The sequence below is a fragment of the Erythrobacter oryzae genome (assembly GCF_030271515.1).
In the GTDB taxonomy this organism is placed as follows: domain Bacteria; phylum Pseudomonadota; class Alphaproteobacteria; order Sphingomonadales; family Sphingomonadaceae; genus Erythrobacter; species Erythrobacter oryzae.
Genome location: NZ_JASCXI010000004.1, coordinates 571,691 through 593,644, shown reverse-complemented (window position 1 = coordinate 593,644; position 21,954 = coordinate 571,691). Strand labels below are relative to the sequence as shown.

The window sequence follows — 21,954 nt, the reverse complement described above, 5'->3', positions numbered from 1 at the left end:
GTGGTGGTAGTGGTGGCGGGCGCTCAGTGGCGCTTCAGGTGATTGGCGATGACGTCGAGCTCGTCATATTCGGCGAGCAGGCGGTCCAATGCCTCGGTCACTAGCACCTGGGCGCTGACGCCCTGCATGGTCGCGGCGAGGCGAAGCTTGAGATGGCGGTCGGCGTCGAGCCGCAGGGTGAAGGCGGCGCGGCGACCCGATTGCGGCGCGGGCATGCGCGGCTTGGCGGCGCGGGGCGCAGCGACGGGTGCTGGCTCGGGCTCCGGCTCCGGGTCGGGCAGGGCGATGTGCGGCGCGAGCGGCGAGTAGAGCGCGGTGTCGGCTTCCTCGCCCTCTTCGTCTTCGTCGTAACCGGCGTCGAAGGCTTCGGCGTAGAGCGATTCGTCGTCCTCGCCTTCGTCCTCGTCATATTCGTCGGTCTCGGGGCCGGTCATCACCGCATCGGCGAGCACGCGCTCCTCGAGACGGCGTTGCTGACGGCGGACGATCGGGCCGGGGCCGGCAGTGTTGGGGCCAGCGGCGAGGTCGGCGCTGATCGGCACGATCTGCGCGCCGAAGCCTTCGCTGTCCGAATCGCCCATATCGTTCCAGCCGAGATCCTCGAGCGCCTCCTCGGGCACCACGGCCGCCTCCTCGGCGACCAGCGGCGCGACCTGCGGACGCATCGCGGGCTTGGCGCCGCCCTTGCGTGCCAGCAGCGAGGGACCGAGCGAGGCGAAATCGGACATGGCCGTCAGCGCCCGCGCTTACTGCGCCACCCGGCGGCCGAAGCCACCTGCGGGGCGCGGCACGCCGCCGAGCTGCTGCGCGTGCCCGCCGGGGGCAGGCGCGAAGACGGTGCGACGGAAATTCTTCTCGAGCCGGTCGGCGACATAGCGCCACAGCGCGGCGATCTCGGCGGCCGAGCGGCTTTCGGGATCGACTTCCATCACCGTGCGCCCGTCGATCATCGAGGCGGCGAAATCGGTGCGGTGGTGGAGCGTGATCGGGGCGACGGTGCCGTGCTGCGACAGCGCGACCGCGGCTTCCGAGGTGATCTTGGCCTTGGGGGTGGCCGCGTTGACGACGAACACCAAGGGCTTGCCGGCACGCTCGCACAGATCGACCGTGGCACCCACGGCGCGCAGATCGTGCGGGGACGGGCGGGTCGGCACGACGATCAGCTCGGCAACCGAGATCACCGATTGGATCGCCATGGTGATCGCCGGCGGCGTGTCGATCACGGCCAGCTTGAAGCCCTGCTGGCGCAGGACGGCAAGGTCATTGGCAAGGCGCGCGACGGTGGTCTGGGCGAAGGCGGGATATTCCGCCTCGCGCTCGTTCCACCAGTCCGCCAGGGAGCCCTGCGGGTCGATGTCGATCAGCACGACCGGCCCGGCGCCAGCGCGCTGGGCCTGGACGGCGAGATGTCCGGACAGGGTGGTCTTGCCCGATCCACCTTTCTGCGATGCCAAAGCGAGTACACGCAACGCCTGGGTCCCCCATGGATTGAACCGCTGCGTAGCTGCCCTATTGCAGCGCCTGACAACGGCTGGATGACCACGGGATCGCAGGATACCCCTAATTTAGAGTTAACATGCTGGCCGTCCTCGCAATCCCTGTTGCCTTCCGACGGGCAACCGGAGACGCGGCGCACCTCGCCTATGGGGCGGGCAACCATTTGCTAACCGTGATCGGCTAACAGGCGTGCAGTATCTTTTTGCGCACACCCTCTTCCCGGCAGCAACAGGCGAGACCCGATCGATGGCACGGTTCATGACGGCAGCATCCCACAAGGCGACTTTGGCAGGCACGGCTCTGGCGGCAGTGCTGCTGGCAGCGGCACCCGCCATCGCGGACGTGAAGGCCGGGGTCGATGCGTGGAGCGCGGGCGATTATGCGCGCGCGGTGGTCGAATGGCAGGGCCCGGCAGCGCAAGGCGATCCCGACGCGCTGTTCAACCTCGCGCAGGCCTACCGACTCGGCCGCGGGGTCGAGATCGACAATGCCCGCGCGCGCCAGCTCTACGAGCAGGCCGCTGCACTCGGCCATGTGAAGGCCGCCGACAATTACGGGCTGATGCTGTTCCAGGAAGGCGAGCAGCAGAAGGCCATGCCGCTGATCGTGGCCGCCGCCGACCGCGGCGATCCGCGCGCGCAATATGTGCTGGGGCTGTCGCACTTCAACGCCGATTATGCCCCGCGCGACTGGACGCGCGCCTATGCGCTGATGACGCTGGCGAACTCGGCCGGCCTGCCGCAGGCGCGCGAGGCGCTGGTGCAGATGGACAAGTATATTCCCCAGGCCCAGCGCGTGCAGGCCCAGACGCTCGCCCGCGATCTGGAATCGGGCGCCCGGTCGCAGCGCCAAGCCGAACTCGCCGCCGCCGAACTCGCCACCCGTCCGGCAGCTGCCCCGGTGCCTGCCGCCAAGCCGCCGGTCGTGACCGTCGCCGCCGCCGCGCCCAAGCCGGCGGGCCTGCCGCCCGCGCCCAAGCCGCTTGCTCAGGCCCCGGCGCAGGTTACGCTCGCCTCGGCCCCCAAGGGTTCGACCGTCACCCCGGTTCCGGCTGCGCTCGCCCCGCGCAAGCAGGGCAACTGGCGCGTGCAGCTCGGCGCCTTCGGCGTCGCGAGCAATGCCGACAAGCTGTGGCGCGAGGTCGGCAGCCACGCCGCGCTCGCCGGCACGCGCAAGGCGCTGGTGCCCTCGGGCGGCCTCACCCGCCTGCTCGCCACCGGCTTTTCGAGCGAGGCCGAAGCCGGCCGCGCCTGCGCCGCATTGAAGCGCGAGGGCAAGGTCTGCGTCGTCGCCGGGCAGGGCTGACCCGCCCGAGCGCCGTTCCGCATCGACGGGCGGCACTTTTCAAGCCGACGCGAATCGCTAAGTTCCCCGGGCACAACACCGGCTCGGGGGATCAGCCATGAACGAGACTTTCGCTGCCAGCGCAGCATCCGGCGGGGCGACCGCGGCCGATGTCGCGCCGGTCACCGCCGCACAGCGCATCGACACGCTCGATTTCATCCGCGGCATCGCCGTGATGGGCATCCTGTGGGCCAATATCGTCGCCTTCGGGCAGCCGATGCTGGCCTATTTCACCCCGGGCAAGTTCCTCGTCCCCAACGGCGATCCGCAGGGGTGGATGTGGATCGTCCAGTTCATCCTGATCGACGGCAAGATGCGCGGCCTGTTCACCGTGCTGTTCGGTGCGGGGATGGTGCTGTTCATGGAGAAGGCCTGGGCGCGCGGCGCGACGCGCTGGCTGCAGGCGTGGCGGCTGGTGCTGCTGCTCGGCTTCGGCCTCATCCATTTCTACTTCATCTGGTTCGGCGACATCCTCTCGGGCTACGCCATCCTCGGGCTGATCGCGCTGCTGTGCATGAAATGGCGTCCCAAGACGCAGCTCTTGGTCGGCCTGTTCGGCTATCTCATGGGCATCCTGTTCTACACCTTCACGATCTTCCCCTGGCTCGTGGTCAATACCGACATCGGCACCAGCTCGCCCGAGTTTGCCGAGATGCGCACCGGCATGCTGGCCGAAATGGAGAGCCAGATCGCTGCCGAAGCGCCGGTCAATGCCGCCATGGCCTCGGGCGACTATGCCGCGCTGGTCGCGCACCGGATCGGCGAGCAGGGGCTTGATCCCTTTACCAACGCCTTCCTGTTCGGGTTCGAGACCCTGCCGCTGATGCTGATCGGAATGGCGCTTTACGGCATGGGTTTCTTCTCGGGCGGCGTGGAGCGCGGCAAGCTGGTGCAGTGGGGCTGGATCGGCGTCATCGCTGGCGGCGCGGCGCATCTCGCGATCGGGCTGGTGATGCAGGCCGACGGGTTCAGCTTCTTCGGCACACAGGCCGCTTTCCTCGGGATGAGCGCCCTGCCGCGGCTGTGGATGGTGCTGGGGCTGGCCGCGCTGCTGGTCGCCTATGCGCCGTCGGCCACCGGCTGGCTGGGCGACCGCATCCGCGCCGCAGGGCGGGCGGCCTTCACCAATTACCTCGGCACCTCGATCGTGATGATGTTCCTCTTCCAAGGCTGGGCGCTGGGGCTGTTCGGGCAATTGAACCGGCCGCAGCTCTATGTCGTGGTGGTGCTGGCGTGGATCGTGATGCTGGCGTGGTCCAAGCCCTGGCTCGACCGCTTCAACTACGGCCCGCTCGAATGGCTGTGGCGCTGCCTGACCTACCGGCGGGTGTTCCCGCTGCGGCGCTGAGGCGCGGGGGATTGCTGGCTGACCTGGTAGGCCACCATCCGCGCGAGCGCATCGTCGGGCAGCTCGGCGATCGCCCGCTTGATTCCGAGCGCGAGTTCGCAGACCTCGGCCTTCTGCAAGGCGCGAATGGCGGCCGGACTGCCGAGCGCCTGCAACGTGTCCTGGTCGATGCCCTGAGCGAGCAGATTTGCCCCCGCCTTGTCGCGTTCCGCCTGGCTCGGTTCGGCATGCTGCACCGGGCTGTCGCGGCCTTCGGCGGACGCGGTGATCGTGGCCGCATTCAGTTTCACCATCGCCGCCTTGGCCTTGGCGAGTTCGGGCTCGTCCCCCAGCGTAATCCCGCCTTCGGTATCGTAGCGGGCGCACAGGTCGGGTGACACTTGCGCGAGGGTCTCGGTAAACCGGACGTCCGCCTTGACCATCTTCCGCAGCATCTCCGGCGATGCATGGGCAATGTCCGGAGCGGTCGAATCGAGCAGCTTGACCAGCCATGTGTCGATGACGCGCCGCATCGCGAGGGAATCAGACCGTTCGGCTGGGGCGAACGCGCGGATCTTTTCGACCAACTCGGCGAACTCGGCCGGATAATGGCGCTCGACCGCGCGCCATAATTGGCGGGTCTCGGGATGCGTGAGCAGTTCGCGCTTGATCGCCTCGCGCTCGCGTTCCGGGTTGGGCGCGCAGGCCGTGACGAGGCCGAGCGCGAGTGCCGCCGCGAGAAAGTGCAATCGTCCCTGCATGATGCGCCCCCGATTCACGCGCCTGTTCTAGAACGAGGCAGGCTGCCCGCGATAGGGGCAAATCCCCCTTGTTATTAAGAATAATTCGCATACATTGCCTTCTGCAAACGCTTCGCAGGAAAGATTCGCACGCTCATGTACATCTGCATCTGCAATGCCATCCGTGAGAATGATTTGCGCAAAGCCGCGCTCGCCTGCGACGGCGATGCCGAAGCGAGCTATGCCTGCCTCGGCAAGCGTCCCAATTGCGGCCAGTGCCTTGAAGAGGCGCAGGAAATCATCGACGCCGAGCGCGCTGCGGCAAAGTGCGATTTCCTCGCAGTAGAGGCAGCCTGACCCGCGATTGCGAAAGCCTCGCAAGACGCTGATTCATAACGAATTTTGAAACCCGCCCCCTTGCGGACAGGCCCCGGCAGCGTCTACAGTGACGCAGATGCCGCAACCCGGCTTTGACAATTCTCAAGGGACATCTGCCATGAAGGGCGACCAGAAGGTCATCGACTATCTCAACCAGGCGCTCACCAACGAGCTGACCGCGATCAACCAGTACTGGCTGCACTACCGCGTGCTCGACAACTGGGGCCTGAAGAAGCTCGCCGCCTATGAGCGGCACGAGAGTATCGAGGAGATGGAGCACGCCGACAAGCTGGCCGAGCGCATCCTGTTCCTCGAGGCGCTGCCCAATTTCCAGGCAATCCACAAACTGAAGGTCGGCGAGAATGTCGAGGAAGTGCTCAAGGCCGACCTCGCGCTCGAGCACGAGGCGATTCCCCTGCTGCGCGACGCGATCGAGCATTGCGAAAGCGTGCGCGACTATGTCAGCCGCGACCTCTTCGCCTATATCCTCAAGAACGAGGAGGAGCATGTCGACTTCCTCGAAACCCAGTTCGAGCTGATCGAGCGGATGGGGCTGCACAATTACTGCCAGCTCCAGAGCCAGGCCGCGGGCGAGAGCTAAGGGCGGCCCGCAAGGGCTGCACAAAAAGGGGGCAGGGCCGGATGCGGCTCTGCCCCCTTTTTTGCATCTAATCCTTGGGCGAAGTCGCCCCGATTGCCGCGAGCCGGGTCTCGAACAGGAAGAACCCGAGGCCGGTCACCAGCAGCAGCATCGTCAGCACCCACATCGCGGCGATCAGCGTGCCGATCTGGGCGAGGATATAGGCCGAGACGAACAGCAGCATGATCACCGCGCTGATCATCACTGCCGCCGCGGTCGAGAACATGATCGCGCCCTGCATCAGCTTTCTGCGCCGCATCAGCCAGCCGAGCTCGCGCGCCTGCTTGGCGGTGCGCTGGTTGTCCATCTTTTCCTCGATGTTCTCGATCCGCTGCGAGATCCAGATCATGCGGCTCATGATGACATTCATCACCGCCCCGATCCCCGACAGCAGGAACGCCGGGGCAAGGCTCAATTGCACCACTTGCTGCACGCGCGGGGTGGAGGCGGTGCGTTCGATGATCTCGAGCGCGAAGGGCGTGTGGGCCGCCGCGTTGGCGAGGGTGTCGAGCAGCGTCACCGCTTACTCCTTGGCGTAGGGGTTCTTGTTGGCCTTCAGCGTCACGCGCACCGGCACGGCGTCGAAGCCGAGTTTGGCGCGGATGCCGTTGACGAGGTAGCGCTCGTAGCTCTTGGGGAGCAGGTCGAGCCGCGTGCCGAAGATCACGAAGCGCGGCGGGCGGGTGCCGGCCTGGGTGATGTACCTGAGCTTGATCCGCTTGCCGCCCGGCGCCGGGGGCGGGTTGGCCTCCATCGCATCGTCGAACCAGCGGTTCAATGCCGAGGTGCTGACCCGCTTCGACCACGCCTCGCGGATTTCGAACGCCCCGGCGAGCATCTGGTCGAGGCCCTTGCCGGTCTTGGCGGAGACTGCGAACAGCGGCAGCCCGCGCACCTGCGCAAGGCCATCGTCGAGCGCCGCGCGGATGCCGTTGAACAGCTTGCTCGCGTCTTCGGCCACATCCCACTTGTTGATCGCGATCATCAGCGCGCGGCCTTCCTCGAGGACGAGGCTGGCGATCTTCAGATCCTGATGTTCGAGGCCCTGCGTCGCGTCGAGCAGCAGCACCACCACTTCGGCAAAATCCACCGCCCGGCGCGCATCGGCCACGGAGAGCTTCTCCAGCTTCTCGGTAACGTTCTTCTTCTTGCGCATCCCCGCGGTGTCGATCAGGCGGATCTCGCGGGTCTCGCCGGTCTTGGGATCGGTCCAGTTCCAGTCGATCGCGATCGAATCGCGAGTGATCCCGGCCTCGGGGCCGGTCAACAGGCGGTCTTCGCCGAGCAGGCGGTTGATCAGCGTGGACTTGCCCGCATTGGGCCGCCCGACGATGGCGAGCTTCAGCGGGCCGGAGGGGCGCTCATCCTCGTCCATTTCGCGCAAGGCCGCGCGTTCCGCGTCATTGGCCTCTTCCCATTCCTCGGCCTTGGCACCGATGATCGGCCACAGCCCGCCGAAGAGGTCGGCCACGCCCTCGCCATGTTCAGCCGAGACGCCCAGCGGTTCGCCGAGGCCCAGCGCATAGGCTTCCATGATGCCCGCTTCGGCCGCGTTGCCCTCGGCCTTGTTGGCGACCACCACCACGGGGACTTCCTGCTCGCGCAGGTAGCGGGCGATTTCCTCGTCTAATGGGGTGAGCCCCGCGCGCGCATCGACCACGAACAGCGCCGCGTCGGCGCCGGCCAGCGAGGCCTCGGTCTGCTTGCGCATCCGGCCGGGGAGCGAGAGCTCGTCCTCGTCCTCCCACCCGGCGGTATCGACGATGGTGAAGTGCAGCCCCGCAATCACCGCATCGCCCATCCGGCGGTCGCGCGTCACGCCGGGCTGATCGTCGACGAGGGCGAGTTTCTTGCCCACCAGCCGGTTGAACAGCGTGGACTTGCCGACATTGGGACGGCCGATGATGACGACTTCAGGCTTCTTGGGGAGGGACATAACCCGCGCCAAGTGGGCGCAAACGGCCCTTTTGGCAAGTTATGAGGCGCCTCAGCCCTTTTTGGCCACCGGCGGGTTCTCGCCGAGGTCCTCGTACCACGCCTCGACCGGGCCGGTCAGCTTGATCGTCAGCGGCTGGCCCTTGCGGTCCACCGCCTTGCCCGCCTGCACCCGCACCCAGCCTTCGGAGATCGAATATTCCTCGATATCCGTCCGTACCCGGTCCTTGAAACGGATGCCGACCCCGCGCTGGAGCTTCTCGGCATCGAAGAAGGGGCTGCGCGGATTGACCGACAGGTGATCGGGCGGCACGTCCCCGTTATTGGGGGCGCCGGAGCTGACGGGAGCGGTTTCGGGGGTTTCTTCGGTCATGGTGCGCGCCCTTATCGGGGGTTTGCGACAGCATCAAGCGTGTTGCGCTTGCCCTTTCGGGCCAAGGGGGATAAGGGCGGCGGCTGATACGCGCGGGGGGCCATGCTTCCCGCGCGGCTTCGTTCGGGCATGCGGGCGTGGCGAAATTGGTAGACGCACCAGATTTAGGTTCTGGCATCGCAAGATGTGGGGGTTCGAGTCCCTTCGCCCGCACCAGTTCGCCCTCCCGATGGCCCGATCCACGGAATTCTAGCTTAGAAGGCATCAGACCAGTTCCCATGCAGACCCAGCAGACCGTCAACGAAGGCCTCAAGCGCGCCTATCTGATCACCATCACGGCGGGCGAGATCGCTGCCAAGATCGATGCCGAGATCAAGAAGGTCGCGCCGCAGGTGCGCATGCCCGGCTTCCGTCCGGGCAAGGTGCCCGCCAATCTCGTCAAGAAAATGCACGGCGAGGCGCTGCACGGCCAGGTGGTGAACGACACGATCCGCGAATCGGTCGACACGCTGATCCGCAACGAGGCGCTGCGCCCGGCGATGCAGCCCGAAATCGGCCTCAACGAGGACTATGAAGAAGGCAAGGACGCCGCGATCACCGTCGCGCTCGAAGTCCTGCCCGCGATCGAGGCGCCGAGCATCGACGGCCTCAAGCTCGAAAAGCTGGTCGTGCCGGTGACGGACGCGCAGATCGACGAGGCGCTGGGCAACATCGCCTCGCAGAACAAGTCCTACAAGGACGCGCCCAAGACCAGGAAGGCGGCCGAGGGCGACCAGCTCATCATCGACTTCGTCGGCAAGCTCGATGGCGTCGAGTTCGATGGCGGCAAGGCCGAAGACGCCGCGCTGGTGATCGGCTCGAACACCTTCATTCCCGGCTTCGAAGACCAGTTGGTCGGCGTGAAGACGGGCCAGGAAAAGACCATCACCGTTACCTTCCCGGCCGAATATCAGGCCGAGCACCTCGCGGGCAAGGAAGCGACCTTCGACATCACCGTGAAGGCGGTGAAGGTCGAGACCGAGACCACGCTCGACGAGGATTTCGCCAAGAGCCTCGGGCTCGACAGCCTCGAGAAGCTGCGCGAGATCATGAAGGCGCAGCTCGAGCAGCAGACCGCCGGCCTCACCCGCACCCAGATGAAGCGCGCGCTGCTCGATCAGCTGGCCGCGGGCCACAGCTTCGAAGTGCCCGGCACCATGGTCGAAGCCGAATTCCAGCAGATCTGGGCCCAGCTCCAGCAGGAAGCCGCGCGCGACGAGAACCCCGCCGAAGCGCTCAAGCAGATCGAGGACGAGAAGGACGAATACCGCGCGATCGCCGAACGCCGCGTGCGTCTGGGCCTGCTGCTTTCGGAAATCGGCCAGGCCAACGGCGTGGAAGTGACGCAACAGGAAATGGGCATGCTGATCCAGCAGGCCGCGATGCAGTACCGCGCCGAGGACCGCGAGCGCTTCGTGCAGTACATCCAGTCCGAGCCGATGGCCGCCGCCCAGCTGCGCGCGCCGCTCTATGAGGACAAGGTCGTCGACTTCCTGTTCGACAAGGCCGAAGTCACCGAGCGTGAAGTGACCGTGGAAGAGCTCCAGGCCGCGATCGAGGCCGAAGAGGGCGCGGAAGCCGCTCCGGCGCTGAAGAAGGCCCCGGCGAAGAAGAAGGCTCCGGCCAAGAAGGCCGAAGCTGCTGCCGAGGAAGCCCCGGCTGCCGCGGAAGAAAAGCCCGCCAAGAAGGCCGCCCCGAAGAAGAAGGCCGAAGCTCCCGCCGAGGAAGCTGACGCCAAGCCCGCCAAGAAGGCTCCGGCGAAGAAGGCCGAAGCGGCTGCGGCTGAAGAGAAGCCCGCTGCCAAGAAGGCCCCGGCCAAGAAGGCGGCTGCCAAGAAGTAGGGCTCCGGCCAGATCACAAAACCAGTGACAGGCTCGACCTGTTGACCGACCCCCGGCCGCTGCAACGGCTGGGGGTCTTTCGTTTCAAGAAGCGCACGGCGTGTGGCTCGCGAACGCCCCTCCTTTCCGGGAGGGGTCAGGGGTGGGGCGAGGCCGCAGGCCTCGCTGCGTGGCCGCTGGCGTGGAGCCCCCACCCCCCAACCCCCTCCCCGAGGGGAGGGGGAGAAGAGCGCTCGCCGTCTCGCTCACTCCCCCGCCGGTTTCCACGGCGCGAAGGTCGGCACCGGCAGCTTGGCCGTCCGCGCCCTCTCGAAAACCGCGCCCGCCTTAAGCACCGCGTGGTCCTGCCACTGGCCGCCCATGATGCTGAGGCCGATGGGGAGCCCCTCGACCCCGCCCATCGGCACGGTGATATGCGGATAGCCCGCGATCGCTGCGAGATAGCCCGCGCCGATGCCGCCGGAGAAATGGTCGCCGTTGACGAGGTCGGTGGTCCACGCTGGGCCTTCGGTGGGTGCGACGAGGAAGGTGACCTTGTGCTGGCTGAGCAGCTTGTCGATACCCTCGGCCCGCGTCAGGCGCCTGAGGGTGGCGAGGTTCTTCGCGTAGGCCTCCGCGTCCGTGGTGGTGAGCGCCTGCTCGAACAGGTCCTGGTTGAACCAGCGCATCTCCTTGTCGGCGTTGGCGGTGTTGAAGGCCACGACCTCGGCAAGGCTCCTCGGGCCGCCGGTGCCGGGGCGGCCCGCAAGATACTTGTCCATCTCGACCCTGAGCTCGAACAAGAGCACCGGGAGCGAGGCCTCCCACAATTCGCCCGGAGCCTCGTATTCGACATCGACCAGCTCCGCGCCGGCGCGCTGCAAGTCGGCGAGCGCGGTTTCGAACAGCGCCTTCACGTCGGGCCGATCGCCCACCGCGCCGCGCAGCACGCCGATGCGCACGCCTTGCAGTGAGGCGGTGTTGAGGCCGGCAGTGTAGTCAGCGACGCGCTTCGCCTCCAGCGTCACCGGGTCGGCCTGATCCGGCCCGGCGATGGCGGTGAGCAGCAGGGCGGCGTCATAGACCGTCCGGGTCATTGGCCCGGCGGTGTCCTGCGTCGAGGAGATCGGCACCACATGGGTGCGGCTGACGATCCCGACCGACGGCTTGAATCCCACCAGACCATTTATGGACGCCGGGCAGGTGATCGATCCGTTGGTCTCCGTCCCGATCGCGCCCCAGGCGAACCCCGCCGCAATCGCAGCGCCGCTCCCGCTCGACGAGCCGCAGGAATTGCGGTCGGTGGCATAGGGGTTCTTCGTCAGCCCGCCGACGCCGCTCCACCCGCTGGTCGAATTGTTCGAGCGGATGTTGGCCCACTCGCTGAGGTTGGTCTTGCCCAGCACCACCCCGCCGCTCCGCCGCAGCAGCGCGATCATCGGCGCGTCGCGGCCCGTGGCGTTGTCCGCAAGGGCAAGGCTGCCGGCGGTGGTGGGCCACTCGGACGTCTCGACATTGTCCTTCACCAGCACGGTGCGCCCGGCGAGCCGCGTTCCGGCCTCTTCCGCCTCGTTGGCGTAATTCGCCGCCTCGGGCTCGTAGACGATCACGGCATTCAGCTTCGGCCCGGCATCGTCGAGCGTGCGGATGCGCTCGATCTGCGCTTCGGCGGCGGCGGCGGCATCGGGCACGGCCTCCTGCGCCAGCGCGGGCAGGGCAGTGGTGGCGAGCAGCAGGGCGAGGGCCGGACGGGCGAGACGATAGGTGGTCATGCGAATGGTGTGCCACGCTGCGGCCAAGGCTCAAGGGGTAAAACGCCCCCTCGCGCGGTGCAATTCACATGAACAAGGTAAACGCCCTTGAAATTGCCCCTGACACTCCGACATAGCCAATTCAGAACAAGCAAGGGCAAAGGCACCACATGATCGATCTGTTCGGCAACGCAGGCGAAACCTACGGCACGCAGGGGCAATTCACCCGCGATCCCCTGACCGGCGCACTGGTGCCCGTGGTGGTCGAGCAGACCAGCCGGGGCGAGCGCAGCTTCGACATCTTCAGCCGCCTGCTGCGCGAACGCATCGTCTTCGTCACCGGCCAGGTGGAAGACGGCATGGCCTCGCTGATCGTCGCCCAGCTGCTGTTCCTCGAGAGCGAGAATCCGTCGAAGCCGATCAGCATGTACATCAACTCGCCCGGCGGCGTGGTGACCGCGGGTCTCGCGATCTTCGACACCATGCAGTACATCAAGCCGCGCGTGTCGACCGTGTGCATCGGGCAGGCCGCCTCGATGGGTAGCTTCCTGCTCGCCGCGGGCGAGCCCGGCATGCGCATTGCGCTCCCCAATGCCCGCATCATGATCCACCAGCCCTCGGGCGGGGCGCGCGGGATGGCGTCGGACATCGAGATCCAGGCGCGTGAGATCCTGCGCATCCGCAGCCGCATGAACGACCTCTACGTCAAGTTCACTGGCCGCAGCCTCGAGGAAATCGAAAAGGCGATGGACCGCGACACCTTCCTCGAAGCCGAGGAAGCGCGCGCCTTCGGTCTCGTTGACAAGGTGTTCGAGACCCGGCCCGACAGCGAGGAAACCGGCGCCGAGGACGGTTCGGGCGGCGCGCCTGAATAAGGCCTCCGCCCCGATCTGCCCCCGCACGGGACAGGGCCGCGCAAAGCGTGCTTTTTCCGCGCCCGGGCGAGGGCAGGCTTTATGGTAACACCACGAAATCGCGCACCATGTGTTGATTCATGGGTGCCACGCGATACACTTGACGAATCCGCCCGGGGTGTTCCGGCACGGCCTTACGCGGATTCGAGGACACAGGAATGACCAAATTGAGCGGATCCGACAGCAAGAGCACCCTCTACTGCAGCTTCTGCGGGAAGTCGCAGCACGAGGTGCGCAAGCTCATCGCCGGCCCCACCGTGTTCATCTGCGATGAATGCGTCGAGCTGTGCAACGACATCATCCGCGAGGAAACCAAGGCAGGGATCGCCGGCAAGAAGGACGGCGAGATCCCCACGCCGATGGACATCTTCACCACCCTGAACGATTACGTGATCGGTCAGGACCGGGCGAAGCGCGTGCTCTCGGTCGCGGTGCACAACCACTACAAGCGGTTGAAGCACTCGGGCAAGGCGGGCGATGTCGAGCTGGCGAAGTCGAACATCCTGCTGGTCGGCCCCACCGGCTCGGGCAAGACCCTGCTCGCCCAGACGCTGGCACGCACCTTCGACGTGCCCTTCACCATGGCCGACGCGACCACGCTGACCGAAGCGGGCTATGTGGGTGAGGATGTCGAGAACATCATCCTCAAGCTGCTCCAGGCCTCCGACTACAATGTCGAGAAGGCCCAGCACGGGATCGTCTATATCGACGAGATCGACAAGATCACCCGCAAGGCCGAAAACCCCTCGATCACCCGTGACGTTTCGGGTGAGGGCGTGCAGCAGGCGCTCCTGAAGCTGATGGAAGGCACCACCGCGAGCGTTCCGCCGCAGGGCGGGCGCAAGCATCCGCAGCAGGAATTCCTGCAGGTTGACACGACCAACATCCTGTTCATCTGCGGGGGTGCTTTTGCGGGGCTCGACAAGATCATCGCCGACCGCCTGCAGAAGCGCTCGATCGGCTTCGGCGCGCATGTCGCCGATCCCGACAAGCGCCGCGTGGGCGAGCTGCTGGAAAAGTCCGAGCCCGAGGATCTCCTCAAGTTCGGCCTGATCCCCGAATTCGTCGGCCGTCTGCCGGTGATCGCCACGCTGCACGATCTCGACGTGCCCGCGCTGGTGACCATCCTGCAGGAGCCCAAGAACGCGCTGGTCAAGCAGTACAAGAAGCTGTTCGAGCTCGAGGATGTCGAACTGACCTTCACCGACGACGCCCTTCAGGCGATCGCCGAGCGCGCGATCAAGCGCAAGACCGGCGCGCGCGGCCTGCGCTCGATCGTCGAAGGCCTGCTGCTCGATACGATGTTCGATCTGCCTGACATGGAAGGCGTGACCGAAATCGTGCTCGACGCCGATGTGGTCGCGGGCAAGAAGGACCCGATCCGCGTTCACGGCGGCGAGGCGGCGAAGAAGGAAGAGGCGGCGTAGTCGCCCTTGAGTCCCTCCCCGTTGCGCAGCAATGGGGAGGTGGCAGCCCGCAGGGCTGACGGAGGGGTTCTGCGTTCTCTCAGACCTCTCCGTCGATAATCCCCCGGCACATTCGTACCACGGCTTCGGCAACGCCCGTCGGATCGGCCAAAACCTCGCGCGCGGGGATGCGGACCACCCGAATGCCCTGCCCGCCCAACCATGCATCCCTCGCTTCGTCGCGCTCAGGCCTTGTGCCCATGTCATGCGCGACGCCATCGATCTCGAACCCGCACTTGGCCGCCGCGCAGTAAAAATCGAGCACATATCTCCCGACGGGATGTTGGCGGCGGAATTTGGTGCCGCCCGCCTTGGCGCGGAGTTCTCGCCACAGGAGGCCTTCGGGGAGCGATGGCGTTTTGCGCTGGGCTCGGGCGAGAGGGTAATTGTGGTCGCTTTTGCGCAATGACCCCTCCGTCAGCCCTGCGGGCTGCCACCTCCCCATCCTTTCAGGACGGGGAGGGACTTAACATTCTGCGGATCAACCGAAAAGTCCCTCCCCGTTCCAACGGAATGGGGAGGTGGCACCGCGAAGCGGTGACGGAGGGGTAGCTTTCACAACCCCAAACCAAAACCCCGCCCGGCCCAAGAGGAAGGCCGGACGGGGTCGGGAGAAGCGCTGCCCCCCTTGGGGGGATGGGGGAAGTGGGGGGTAGCGCCAGCCGGGGAAGGCTTAGGCGGGCAGGAAAACCCCGTCGGTCACGTGGACCACACCGTTCGAGGTCACGACGTCGGCCTGCGTCACGGCGGTGGCGCGGCCCTTTTCGTCGGTGATGATGATCTTGTCGCCCGAGAGGCGCGCGGTCAGCTCGCCGCCCGCGAGGGTTTCGATCACCGCCTCGCCGTGGCCCTGCTTGATCAGCGCGACGAGGTCGCGGCTCGTCACCTTGCCGGCGACCGCGTGATAGGTGAGGATCTCGGTCAGCGCGCCCTTGTTGGCGGGCTTCACGAGGTTGGCGACGGTGCCGTCGGGGAGCTTCGCGAAGGCGGTGTCGGTCGGGGCGAAGACGGTGAAGGGGCCGGGGCCCGAGAGCGTGTCGACGAGGCCGGCGGCCTTCACGGCGGCGACGAGGGTGTTATGGACGCCGGTGCTCATCGCGACCTGGACGATGTTGGGCGCAGCAGCGGCCTCGGCCTTGTGCTGGTGCGCGGCGGCGGGGAGGGCGGCGAGGCCGGTGGTCGCAGCGAGGGCAGCCGCGGTCAGCGCCGCAAGAGTGGTCTTGGGGGTCATAGGGGGATCTCCGTTGGGGTTTACGTCACGAGTGCAAGCCCCTCCCGCTTGCAATAGACGTTACGGAATCCTTGGGCGAGCGGATGCAAATAAAATTCAGTAGCAGTAAAACGGGCCTGCAAGGGCGCGCATTCAGACGCGGCTGAAGGCGCCCTTGGCGACCACCGGGCCTGCATCCTTGCCCTTGGGCTTGCCGCCGATCGGCTCGCGGGTGAGGACGAGGCTCGCCCCGTCTCCGAGCTTGGCGACCGCCGCGGCGGGGAGGGTCATCGAGCGCACTTCGCCCGGCTTTACCACGCCCAGCGATTGTAGCGGGGTGCCGTCGGCGGGCACGAGCCACAGCTCGTGGTCGTGGACACCGTCGGGGGTGAGCCCGATGGCTGCCACCACCATCCGCTCGCTTTCGGGGATGTAGGTGACATCGAGCCGGAGGCCGGTCTCGCCGATGGGCACGGTCGCCACCATTGGCGCGACGGCGGCGATCTGTGCGGGCTGGGGCGCGACGGGGCTTTGCGAAGGGGTGAGTGCGACCCAAGCGAGCAGCGCCGCGGCGGCGATGGACGAGAGCCCCGCCACCCGCTGCCACAGCCGCACACGGGCCTCGAGCGCCACGACATTCGAACCTGCCACAGGCTCGCCCGCCGGGGTGCCTGCAACCGCTTGCGCGGCGGAAACGCGCGCGGCGATGCCGTCCCACACGTGATCGCCCGGTTCGGCGCCGGGGATCGCGTCGGAGAGCGGCGCGAACCAGTCGTCCCACCATTCCTTGCGCCAGGCGAAGGCCGGATCGGTCGCATACTTGCCGCGCGCGGCGAGCAGTTCCTCGCCCTCGAGCAGGCCCAAGGCCCACTCGGCGGCGATCATCGGATCGTCGCGGGTCACGTCAGGCCCGGTATCTTCGGGAGCGCTCATGCCGCCTCGCTCGCTTCGAGACAGGCGCGCAGGCGCTGGAGGCCGCGGCGGATCCAGCTCTTCATCGTGCCCAAGGGAACGTCGGCGGCTTCGGCGAGCTGCGCATAGGTGTAGCCCTCGAAAAAGGCGGCGCGGATATGGCCCTGCGTGCGGGCATCGAGAGCGCCGAGGCACTTGTGGATCTGCGCGGTCTGCTCGGCATCGACCAGCAGCATGTCGGCCAGCGGGCTCTCGTCGGGCAGCGGCGCGGCTTCCTCGACCGGCACCGCCCCGCCGCGCACCTTGCCCGTCCGCAGCCGGTCGATCGCGCGGTTGCGCGCGAACGCCGCCAGCCACGCGATTGGGCTCGCGCGGGTCGGGTCATAGCGGTCGGCCCGCTGCCAGAGATTGACATAGACGTCCTGCAAGGCGTCCTCGGCTTCCTTTCGATCCCCCAAGATACGCAGGCAGATGCCGAAGAGCTTCACCCGGGTGGCACGATAGATTTCCTCGAGCGCCGCCTGATCGCCCGCCGCCAGCCGCGCCATCGCGTCGCGCAGCGCCTCGCGCGCTTCGTCGGAGGAGGGGCGGGGGCGCGCGGCCATCAGCAATCGGCTCCGCAGGGGTGGGCGCAGGGGTCCTCGCCGGTCTCGATCTGGAGCGTCGCGTGGTGGACGCCGAAGCGCTCTTCAAGGCTCGCGGCGACCTCGCGCAGGAAGCTGTCGGAGGCGGGGCGGGCGGGCATGACGAGATGCGCGGTCAGCGCGACCTCGGTGGTCGACATCGGCCAGACATGGAGATCGTGGACCGCGGTGACGCCCTCGAACCCGGCGAGGTGCTGCCTGACCGCGCCAAGCTCGATTCCCGCAGGCGCGGCGAGCAGGCCCATCGCGACGGAATCGCGCGCGAGGCCCCAGGTGCCCCATGCGATCACGGCGAGAATCACGAGGCTCACCGCCGGATCGACCCACGCCCAGCCGGTGAAGACGATCGCGAGCCCCGCCACCACTACGCCCAGCGACACCAGCGCATCGGCGGCCATGTGGAGATAGGCGCCGCGGATGTTGAGATCGCCCTGGCCCTTCATGAACAGCCACGCGGTGAAGCCGTTGATCGCGATGCCGACCCCTGCCACCGCCGCCATGGCGAGGCCCTGCGGCTCAGCGGGGTTCGCCATCCGGTGCAGCGTCTCGAACAAAATCGCCCCGATCGCCACCGCCAGCAGCAGCGCATTGGCGAGCGCGGCGAGGATGGTCGAGGACTTGTAGCCGTAGGTGAAGCGCCCCGATGCGGGCTGCTTTGCGGCGATGCTGGCGATCCACGCGAGCGCCAGCGCCAGCACGTCGGACAGGTTGTGGCCTGCGTCCGCGATCAGCGCCATCGAACCGTAGATCAGCCCGGCAGCCGCCTCGAGCAGGACGAAGCCGGTGTTGAGGATGATGCCGATCAGGAAGGCGCGGCCGAAATCCGCGGGCGCATGAGAGTGGCCACCATGCCCGTGCCCGTGGCCATGCCCGTGGTGTCCATGGCCGTGATCGTGGTGGTTATGGGCGTGCGCGTGGGCCATCGTCAGGCGCTTGTAGCGGCAAGCTTGCCGCGCGTCACGCGCGACGATGGTGCGGCGCTATTTGCAGGAGAAGCCGCCGCTGCCGTTGAAGTCGATGTAATAGCCTGCGCGGAAGTTCATCAGGGCCTGCGCATATTCGGCCGGGCACTGTTTTGTATTGAGCTGGCCCCCGGCGTTGTCGATGGCGACGCAGCCGTTCTGGATGTCGTATTGCCCGGGCGGCGAACCGAAGGAGCCGGCGCGGATCCATACCTTGATCTCTCCTTGCGCCTGGCGGAATTCGCGGGTGGCCTCGGCCACGCCCTTGTCGACGATCGCGCGGCATTCGGCATCGAGGCGGGCGGCGGCGGCACGCGCTTCGGCTGCACGTTCCTCGGCAGTCGGCCCGCCATTGCGGGAACGGCGAAAGCTTGCGAGCGCGCTCTCGCCGATCAGTTCGGGAAACGGGAGAGTGAAGCGGGCCGGGCCGCCCGCTTCCAGCAAGGCCGGACGGCAGGCATCGGCCAGCACTGCCATCTGCGCGGGCGACAAGGCGGCTTGAAGCAACGCGCCGCGATCCTTGACGAGCTCGTCGGACTCGCTCTGGCCTCCGCCGGCAAAAGCAACCCATGTCGCCAGATAGCGGTCCTTGGCCTCGCCCGAGGTGGCATCGACCATCAGGTATTGGGCGATAAAGCACATCTTCATGTCGTGCTGGGTGAAGCGCTCGAAGTGCTTTACCGGCTCGCTGACCTGCGCCGCCGCCGCGCCCACCAGTCCCGCAAGCGCCGCTGCGAACGCGGCGGTGCCGAGTGTTCTGCCGGTCCGTCCTGTCATGCCCTGGCTTGCCCCCTGCAAGCGACCCCGCCGCGCGGATTAGACCGCCGCCGCCACGCCTGACAAGCCGTCTTTAGTTGTAGACGCAGGCGTCGAGCCCGTCGCGCCGGACGATCCCGATGCGCCGCTCGATCCGGTTGCCGTGGCGCGCGAGCCAGCCGCCGGGGCTCTTGACCGAGCGCTTCTTGGGGCTGGGGAGGGCGGCGGCCATGCGGCTTGCCTCGTCGCGGCTCATCCGCGCGGCGGAGTGGCCGAAATAGCGCTGCGATCCGGCCTCGGCGCCATAGGTGCCGATCCCGGTCTCGGCGACGTTCAGGTAGACCTCCATGATCCGCCGCTTGCCCCAGACGAGCTCGATCCAGAAGGTGAACCACGCCTCGAGCGCCTTTCGGAAATAGCCACCGCCCTGCCACAGGAAGACGTTCTTGGCGGTCTGCTGGCTGATCGACGAGCCGCCGCGGATCTTCCCGCCCTCGAGGTTCTCGCGCATCGCCTGCTCGATCGCCTCGGTGTCGAAGCCGCTGTGCGAGCAGAAGCGCTGGTCTTCCGAGGCGATCACCGCGCTCACCAGATTGCGGTCGATATTGTCGAGGCTCTCCCAATCCTTGGTGATGCCGTTGCCGTCCATGATCATGGTCGCGGTGACGGGGACGGGGAGCCACTTGAAGGCCACCACCAGCACCAGCGTCAGCGCGAAGAAGGCGGCGATCGCCTTGGCGGTGTAGCGAAAGATCAGGGAGACCATGTGCCCGGCTCTAGCGCAGCGCGGGGGACGTGTGAAGCATCCGCGCTTGCGTGCCCGCGCTGGCGGCGGCTAGCTTGCGGTCAAACTCAAGGGGAGACCACCGACATGCGCCTGTTCCACCTCGCCGCAAGCGCCCTCGCGCTGGCCGCCGCCGCCTCGCCCGCATGGGCCGAGGATGTCGCCACCAAAGAGGCGATCGAGGCGGAATACGACAGCTACCTCGCGCCGCTGTTCCTCGACTTCCACCAGAACCCCGAACTCGGCTTCCTCGAAAACCGCACCGCGGCCAAGATGGCGGCCGAGCTTAAGGCGGCCGGGCTCGAGGTGACGACGGGCGTGGGCGGCACCGGGGTGGTGGGCATCCTCAGGAACGGCAAGGGCCCGCTGATCCTGGTCCGTGCCGACATGGACGGGCTGCCGGTCGAGGAGAAGACCGGCCTCGCCTATGCCTCGAAGGCGAAGCAGGTGGGCGAGGACGGGAAGGAATATCCCACCATGCACGCCTGCGGGCACGATACCCACATCACCGCGATGATCGCCACCGCGCGGCGGCTCGCAGCCACCAAGGGCCAGTGGAGCGGCACGCTGATGTTCGTCGTCCAGCCCGCCGAGGAAGGCGTGCGCGGGGCCAAGCGGATGATGGAGGACGGGCTCTACCAGCGTTTCGGCAAGCCCGACTACGCGCTCGCCTTCCATGTCGCCGCAGAACTGCCGACGGGCGTGGTCTCGGCCGCCGAGGGCATCCAGTATTCGAGCTCCGACACGCTCGACGTGCGGGTGCCCGGGATCGGCACCCACGGCGCCTCGCCGCACCTGGGCAAGGACCCCGTCTACATCGCCTCGCAGATCGTCACCGCGTTGCAATCCATTGATTCACTAGAGATTTCTCCGCTCAAGCCGGTGGTGGTGACGGTCGGCGCCTTCCACGCCGGGTCGGCCTACAACATCATCTCTGACGAGGCGAACCTCAAGCTGACGGTACGCGCCAATGACGAGGAGACGCGCGCCAAGGTGATCGCGCTGGTCGAGCGGATCGCGGTCAATATCGGCAAGGCGCACGGGCTGCCCGACGACATGCCGGTGACGGTCAAGCACTTCTCGGGCACGCCGACGACCATCAACGACCCCGCGCTCGCGCGCCGCCTGAACGCGGCGATGAAGCGCGCGCTGGGCGAAGGCGCGGTGGTGCCCTTCGAGCAGCAGAACATGGGCGCGGAGGACTTCACCTATTTCGTCGCGCCGGGGCTGGGCGTGCCGGGCTACTACTTCGCGGTCGGCGGGACGACGCCAGAGCGCATCGCCGCGGCCAAGGCAGGCGGGCCGCCGATCGCCGGCCACCACTCCCCTCTGTTCCAGATCGCGCCGAGGGAGAGCATCACCGTAGGTGCGCGGGCGATGGTCGCTGCGGTGATGGATCTGGCGGGGAAGAAGAGGTAGCCCGTCAGCCCCGAATGCGAAAAGGGCGCCGCGATCTCTCGCGGCGCCCTTTCGTTTTCGTGACGGTGCGCTGTCAGGCCACGCCCGGCAGCAGCCTCTCGCCCGCGATCCGCTGCATCGCCTTCTGGAGCTTTTCGAAGGCGCGCACCTCGATCTGGCGGATGCGTTCGCGGCTGACGTCGTATTCCTGGCTGAGCTCTTCCAGCGTCTGGGGCTTCTCGGTCAGGCGGCGTTCGGTGAGGATGTGGCGTTCGCGCTCGTTGAGGCTGCCCATCGCTTCGGACAGCATCTCCATGCGCATCTGCGATTCCTGGCTTTCGGCGACGGTCTCGTCCTGCAAGGGGCGGTCATCCGCCAGCCAGTCCTGCCATTCGCCCGAGCCTTCTTCGGCCCCGCGCAAGGAGACGTTGAGCGAGGCATCGCCGCCCATCATCATCCGGCGGTTCATGTTGACCACTTCCTGCTCGGGCACGCCGAGGTCGGTCGCGATCTTGGCGAGATCGTCGGGGCGCAGGTCGCTGTCCTCGTAGGCGTCGAGGTTCTTCTTCATCCGGCGAAGGTTGAAGAACAGCTTCTTCTGCGCGGCGGTGGTGCCCATCTTCACGAGGCTCCACGAGCGCAGGATATACTCCTGAATGCTCGCCTTGATCCACCACATCGCGTAGGTCGCGAGGCGGAAGCCGCGATCGGGTTCGAACTTCTTGACGCCCTGCATAAGGCCCACGTTGCCTTCCGAAATGAGGTCGGCGACGGGCAGGCCATAGCCGCGATACCCCATCGCGATCTTCGCGACGAGCCGCAGGTGGCTGGAAACGAGCTGGGCGGCGGCCTCGGGGTCTTCGTGTTCCTGATAGCGCTTGGCGAGCATGTATTCCTGCTCGGCCGTCAGCACCGGGAACTTGCGGATTTCGGCGAGATAGCGGTTGAGCGACTGCTCACCCGAGAGCGCCGGCATCGAGGCGGCTTTAGTCTTGGTCACTGGTTACCTAACCTTTCTAGCGTCGACCGCTTGGCAAGGACCCCTGATGGGCATCCGTCGCGCT

At 67.0% G+C, this 21,954-nt stretch carries 23 protein-coding genes and 1 tRNA gene; 9 read left to right on the top strand and 15 right to left on the bottom strand.

What is annotated here, in order from left to right:
• Positions 1–23 precede the first annotated feature (23 nt).
• Together PFX90_RS15405 and PFX90_RS15400 are read right to left on the bottom strand one after the other, a co-directional pair.
• Complete coding sequence (locus tag PFX90_RS15405; RefSeq protein ID WP_285713504.1) at positions 24–728, bottom strand: type II toxin-antitoxin system HicB family antitoxin; 705 nt, start codon at positions 726–728, stop codon at positions 24–26.
• A gap of 18 nt (positions 729–746) precedes the next feature.
• Positions 747–1,469 (bottom strand): ParA family protein, encoded by a 723-nt coding sequence (locus tag PFX90_RS15400; RefSeq protein WP_285713503.1) that lies wholly within the window; start codon positions 1,467–1,469, stop codon positions 747–749.
• A 274-nt stretch (positions 1,470–1,743) separates the two neighbouring features.
• On the opposite strand from PFX90_RS15400, the gene PFX90_RS15395 reads away from it, so the two are divergent.
• Together PFX90_RS15395 and PFX90_RS15390 are read left to right on the top strand one after the other, a co-directional pair.
• Positions 1,744–2,802 carry an SPOR domain-containing protein gene (locus PFX90_RS15395; protein ID WP_285713502.1) on the top strand — a complete coding sequence of 353 codons (1,059 nt, stop codon included), beginning with the start codon at positions 1,744–1,746 and terminating at the stop codon, positions 2,800–2,802.
• Positions 2,803–2,899: 97 nt separating this feature from the next.
• Positions 2,900–4,189, top strand: coding sequence for a DUF418 domain-containing protein (locus PFX90_RS15390; protein WP_285713501.1), 1,290 nt, complete (start codon positions 2,900–2,902; stop codon positions 4,187–4,189).
• Here the strand turns inward: PFX90_RS15390 and PFX90_RS15385 are convergent.
• A complete protein-coding gene (locus PFX90_RS15385; RefSeq protein WP_285713500.1) occupies positions 4,159–4,929 on the bottom strand; it encodes a hypothetical protein in 771 nt (256 codons plus the stop codon). The genes PFX90_RS15390 and PFX90_RS15385 overlap by 31 nt on opposite strands.
• A 135-nt stretch (positions 4,930–5,064) precedes the next feature.
• Here PFX90_RS15385 and PFX90_RS15380 point away from each other — a divergent pair, with 135 nt between their 5' ends.
• Positions 5,065–5,265: a (2Fe-2S)-binding protein gene (locus PFX90_RS15380; protein ID WP_285713499.1), complete on the top strand. Its 201-nt coding sequence runs from the start codon at positions 5,065–5,067 to the stop codon at positions 5,263–5,265.
• A gap of 139 nt (positions 5,266–5,404) precedes the next feature.
• The gene (bfr, locus tag PFX90_RS15375; protein ID WP_285713497.1) at positions 5,405–5,887 is read left to right on the top strand and encodes a bacterioferritin; all 483 of its coding nucleotides are present in this window, start codon (positions 5,405–5,407) and stop codon (positions 5,885–5,887) included.
• Between the two features lie 67 nt (positions 5,888–5,954).
• On the opposite strand, the gene PFX90_RS15370 is transcribed toward bfr, so the two are convergent.
• Genes PFX90_RS15370 through PFX90_RS15360 form a run of 3 tightly spaced genes read right to left on the bottom strand, consistent with a single transcriptional unit; the run spans position 5,955 to position 8,234 of the window.
• Positions 5,955–6,446, bottom strand: a complete 492-nt coding sequence (locus tag PFX90_RS15370) for a DUF2721 domain-containing protein (RefSeq protein ID WP_336426499.1) — start codon at positions 6,444–6,446, stop codon at positions 5,955–5,957.
• A 3-nt stretch (positions 6,447–6,449) separates the two neighbouring features.
• Entirely contained in the window at positions 6,450–7,862 is a 1,413-nt protein-coding gene (der, locus tag PFX90_RS15365; RefSeq protein WP_285713496.1) for a ribosome biogenesis GTPase Der, read from the bottom strand.
• Positions 7,863–7,913: 51 nt separating this feature from the next.
• Complete coding sequence (locus tag PFX90_RS15360) at positions 7,914–8,234, bottom strand: DUF3297 family protein (RefSeq protein WP_285713495.1); 321 nt, start codon at positions 8,232–8,234, stop codon at positions 7,914–7,916.
• Positions 8,235–8,365: 131 nt separating this feature from the next.
• On the opposite strand from PFX90_RS15360, the gene PFX90_RS15355 reads away from it, so the two are divergent.
• Together PFX90_RS15355 and tig are read left to right on the top strand one after the other, a co-directional pair.
• Positions 8,366–8,450, top strand: a tRNA-Leu gene (locus PFX90_RS15355).
• 62 nt (positions 8,451–8,512) lie between these two features.
• A complete protein-coding gene (gene tig, locus PFX90_RS15350; RefSeq protein WP_285713494.1) occupies positions 8,513–10,114 on the top strand; it encodes a trigger factor in 1,602 nt (533 codons plus the stop codon).
• Between the two features lie 245 nt (positions 10,115–10,359).
• Here the strand turns inward: tig and PFX90_RS15345 are convergent, their stop codons facing one another.
• Positions 10,360–11,865, bottom strand: a complete 1,506-nt coding sequence (locus PFX90_RS15345; protein WP_285713493.1) for an amidase — start codon at positions 11,863–11,865, stop codon at positions 10,360–10,362.
• 149 nt (positions 11,866–12,014) lie between these two features.
• Between PFX90_RS15345 and clpP the strand changes: the two genes are divergently transcribed.
• Together clpP and clpX are read left to right on the top strand one after the other, a co-directional pair.
• The gene (gene clpP, locus PFX90_RS15340) at positions 12,015–12,719 is read left to right on the top strand and encodes an ATP-dependent Clp endopeptidase proteolytic subunit ClpP (protein ID WP_285713491.1); all 705 of its coding nucleotides are present in this window, start codon (positions 12,015–12,017) and stop codon (positions 12,717–12,719) included.
• A 197-nt stretch (positions 12,720–12,916) separates the two neighbouring features.
• Positions 12,917–14,185: an ATP-dependent Clp protease ATP-binding subunit ClpX gene (clpX, locus tag PFX90_RS15335; protein WP_285713489.1), complete on the top strand. Its 1,269-nt coding sequence runs from the start codon at positions 12,917–12,919 to the stop codon at positions 14,183–14,185.
• A gap of 79 nt (positions 14,186–14,264) precedes the next feature.
• Here the strand turns inward: clpX and PFX90_RS15330 are convergent, their stop codons facing one another.
• The 7 genes from PFX90_RS15330 to mtgA form a co-directional block, all read right to left on the bottom strand.
• Positions 14,265–14,669 (bottom strand): endonuclease domain-containing protein, encoded by a 405-nt coding sequence (locus PFX90_RS15330; protein WP_285713488.1) that lies wholly within the window; start codon positions 14,667–14,669, stop codon positions 14,265–14,267.
• Positions 14,670–14,897: 228 nt separating this feature from the next.
• Positions 14,898–15,455 (bottom strand): fasciclin domain-containing protein, encoded by a 558-nt coding sequence (locus PFX90_RS15325; protein WP_285713486.1) that lies wholly within the window; start codon positions 15,453–15,455, stop codon positions 14,898–14,900.
• 132 nt (positions 15,456–15,587) lie between these two features.
• Positions 15,588–16,367 carry an anti-sigma factor gene (locus PFX90_RS15320; protein WP_285713485.1) on the bottom strand — a complete coding sequence of 260 codons (780 nt, stop codon included), beginning with the start codon at positions 16,365–16,367 and terminating at the stop codon, positions 15,588–15,590.
• Positions 16,364–16,951, bottom strand: coding sequence for a sigma-70 family RNA polymerase sigma factor (locus tag PFX90_RS15315; RefSeq protein WP_285713484.1), 588 nt, complete (start codon positions 16,949–16,951; stop codon positions 16,364–16,366). Before PFX90_RS15315 ends, PFX90_RS15320 begins: the two co-directional genes overlap by 4 nt.
• Complete coding sequence (locus PFX90_RS15310) at positions 16,951–17,913, bottom strand: cation diffusion facilitator family transporter (protein ID WP_285713482.1); 963 nt, start codon at positions 17,911–17,913, stop codon at positions 16,951–16,953. The genes PFX90_RS15315 and PFX90_RS15310 overlap by 1 nt, the downstream gene beginning before the upstream one ends.
• A gap of 57 nt (positions 17,914–17,970) precedes the next feature.
• Positions 17,971–18,729 carry a hypothetical protein gene (locus tag PFX90_RS15305; protein ID WP_285713480.1) on the bottom strand — a complete coding sequence of 253 codons (759 nt, stop codon included), beginning with the start codon at positions 18,727–18,729 and terminating at the stop codon, positions 17,971–17,973.
• A 73-nt stretch (positions 18,730–18,802) separates the two neighbouring features.
• Positions 18,803–19,474 (bottom strand): monofunctional biosynthetic peptidoglycan transglycosylase, encoded by a 672-nt coding sequence (gene mtgA / locus PFX90_RS15300; RefSeq protein WP_285713478.1) that lies wholly within the window; start codon positions 19,472–19,474, stop codon positions 18,803–18,805.
• A 105-nt stretch (positions 19,475–19,579) separates the two neighbouring features.
• Here mtgA and PFX90_RS15295 point away from each other — a divergent pair, with 105 nt between their 5' ends.
• A complete protein-coding gene (locus PFX90_RS15295; RefSeq protein WP_285713477.1) occupies positions 19,580–20,911 on the top strand; it encodes an amidohydrolase in 1,332 nt (443 codons plus the stop codon).
• A gap of 73 nt (positions 20,912–20,984) precedes the next feature.
• Here the strand turns inward: PFX90_RS15295 and rpoH are convergent, their stop codons facing one another.
• Positions 20,985–21,866 (bottom strand): RNA polymerase sigma factor RpoH, encoded by an 882-nt coding sequence (gene rpoH, locus PFX90_RS15290; protein WP_285713609.1) that lies wholly within the window; start codon positions 21,864–21,866, stop codon positions 20,985–20,987.
• Between the last annotated feature and the right edge of the window lie 88 nt (positions 21,867–21,954).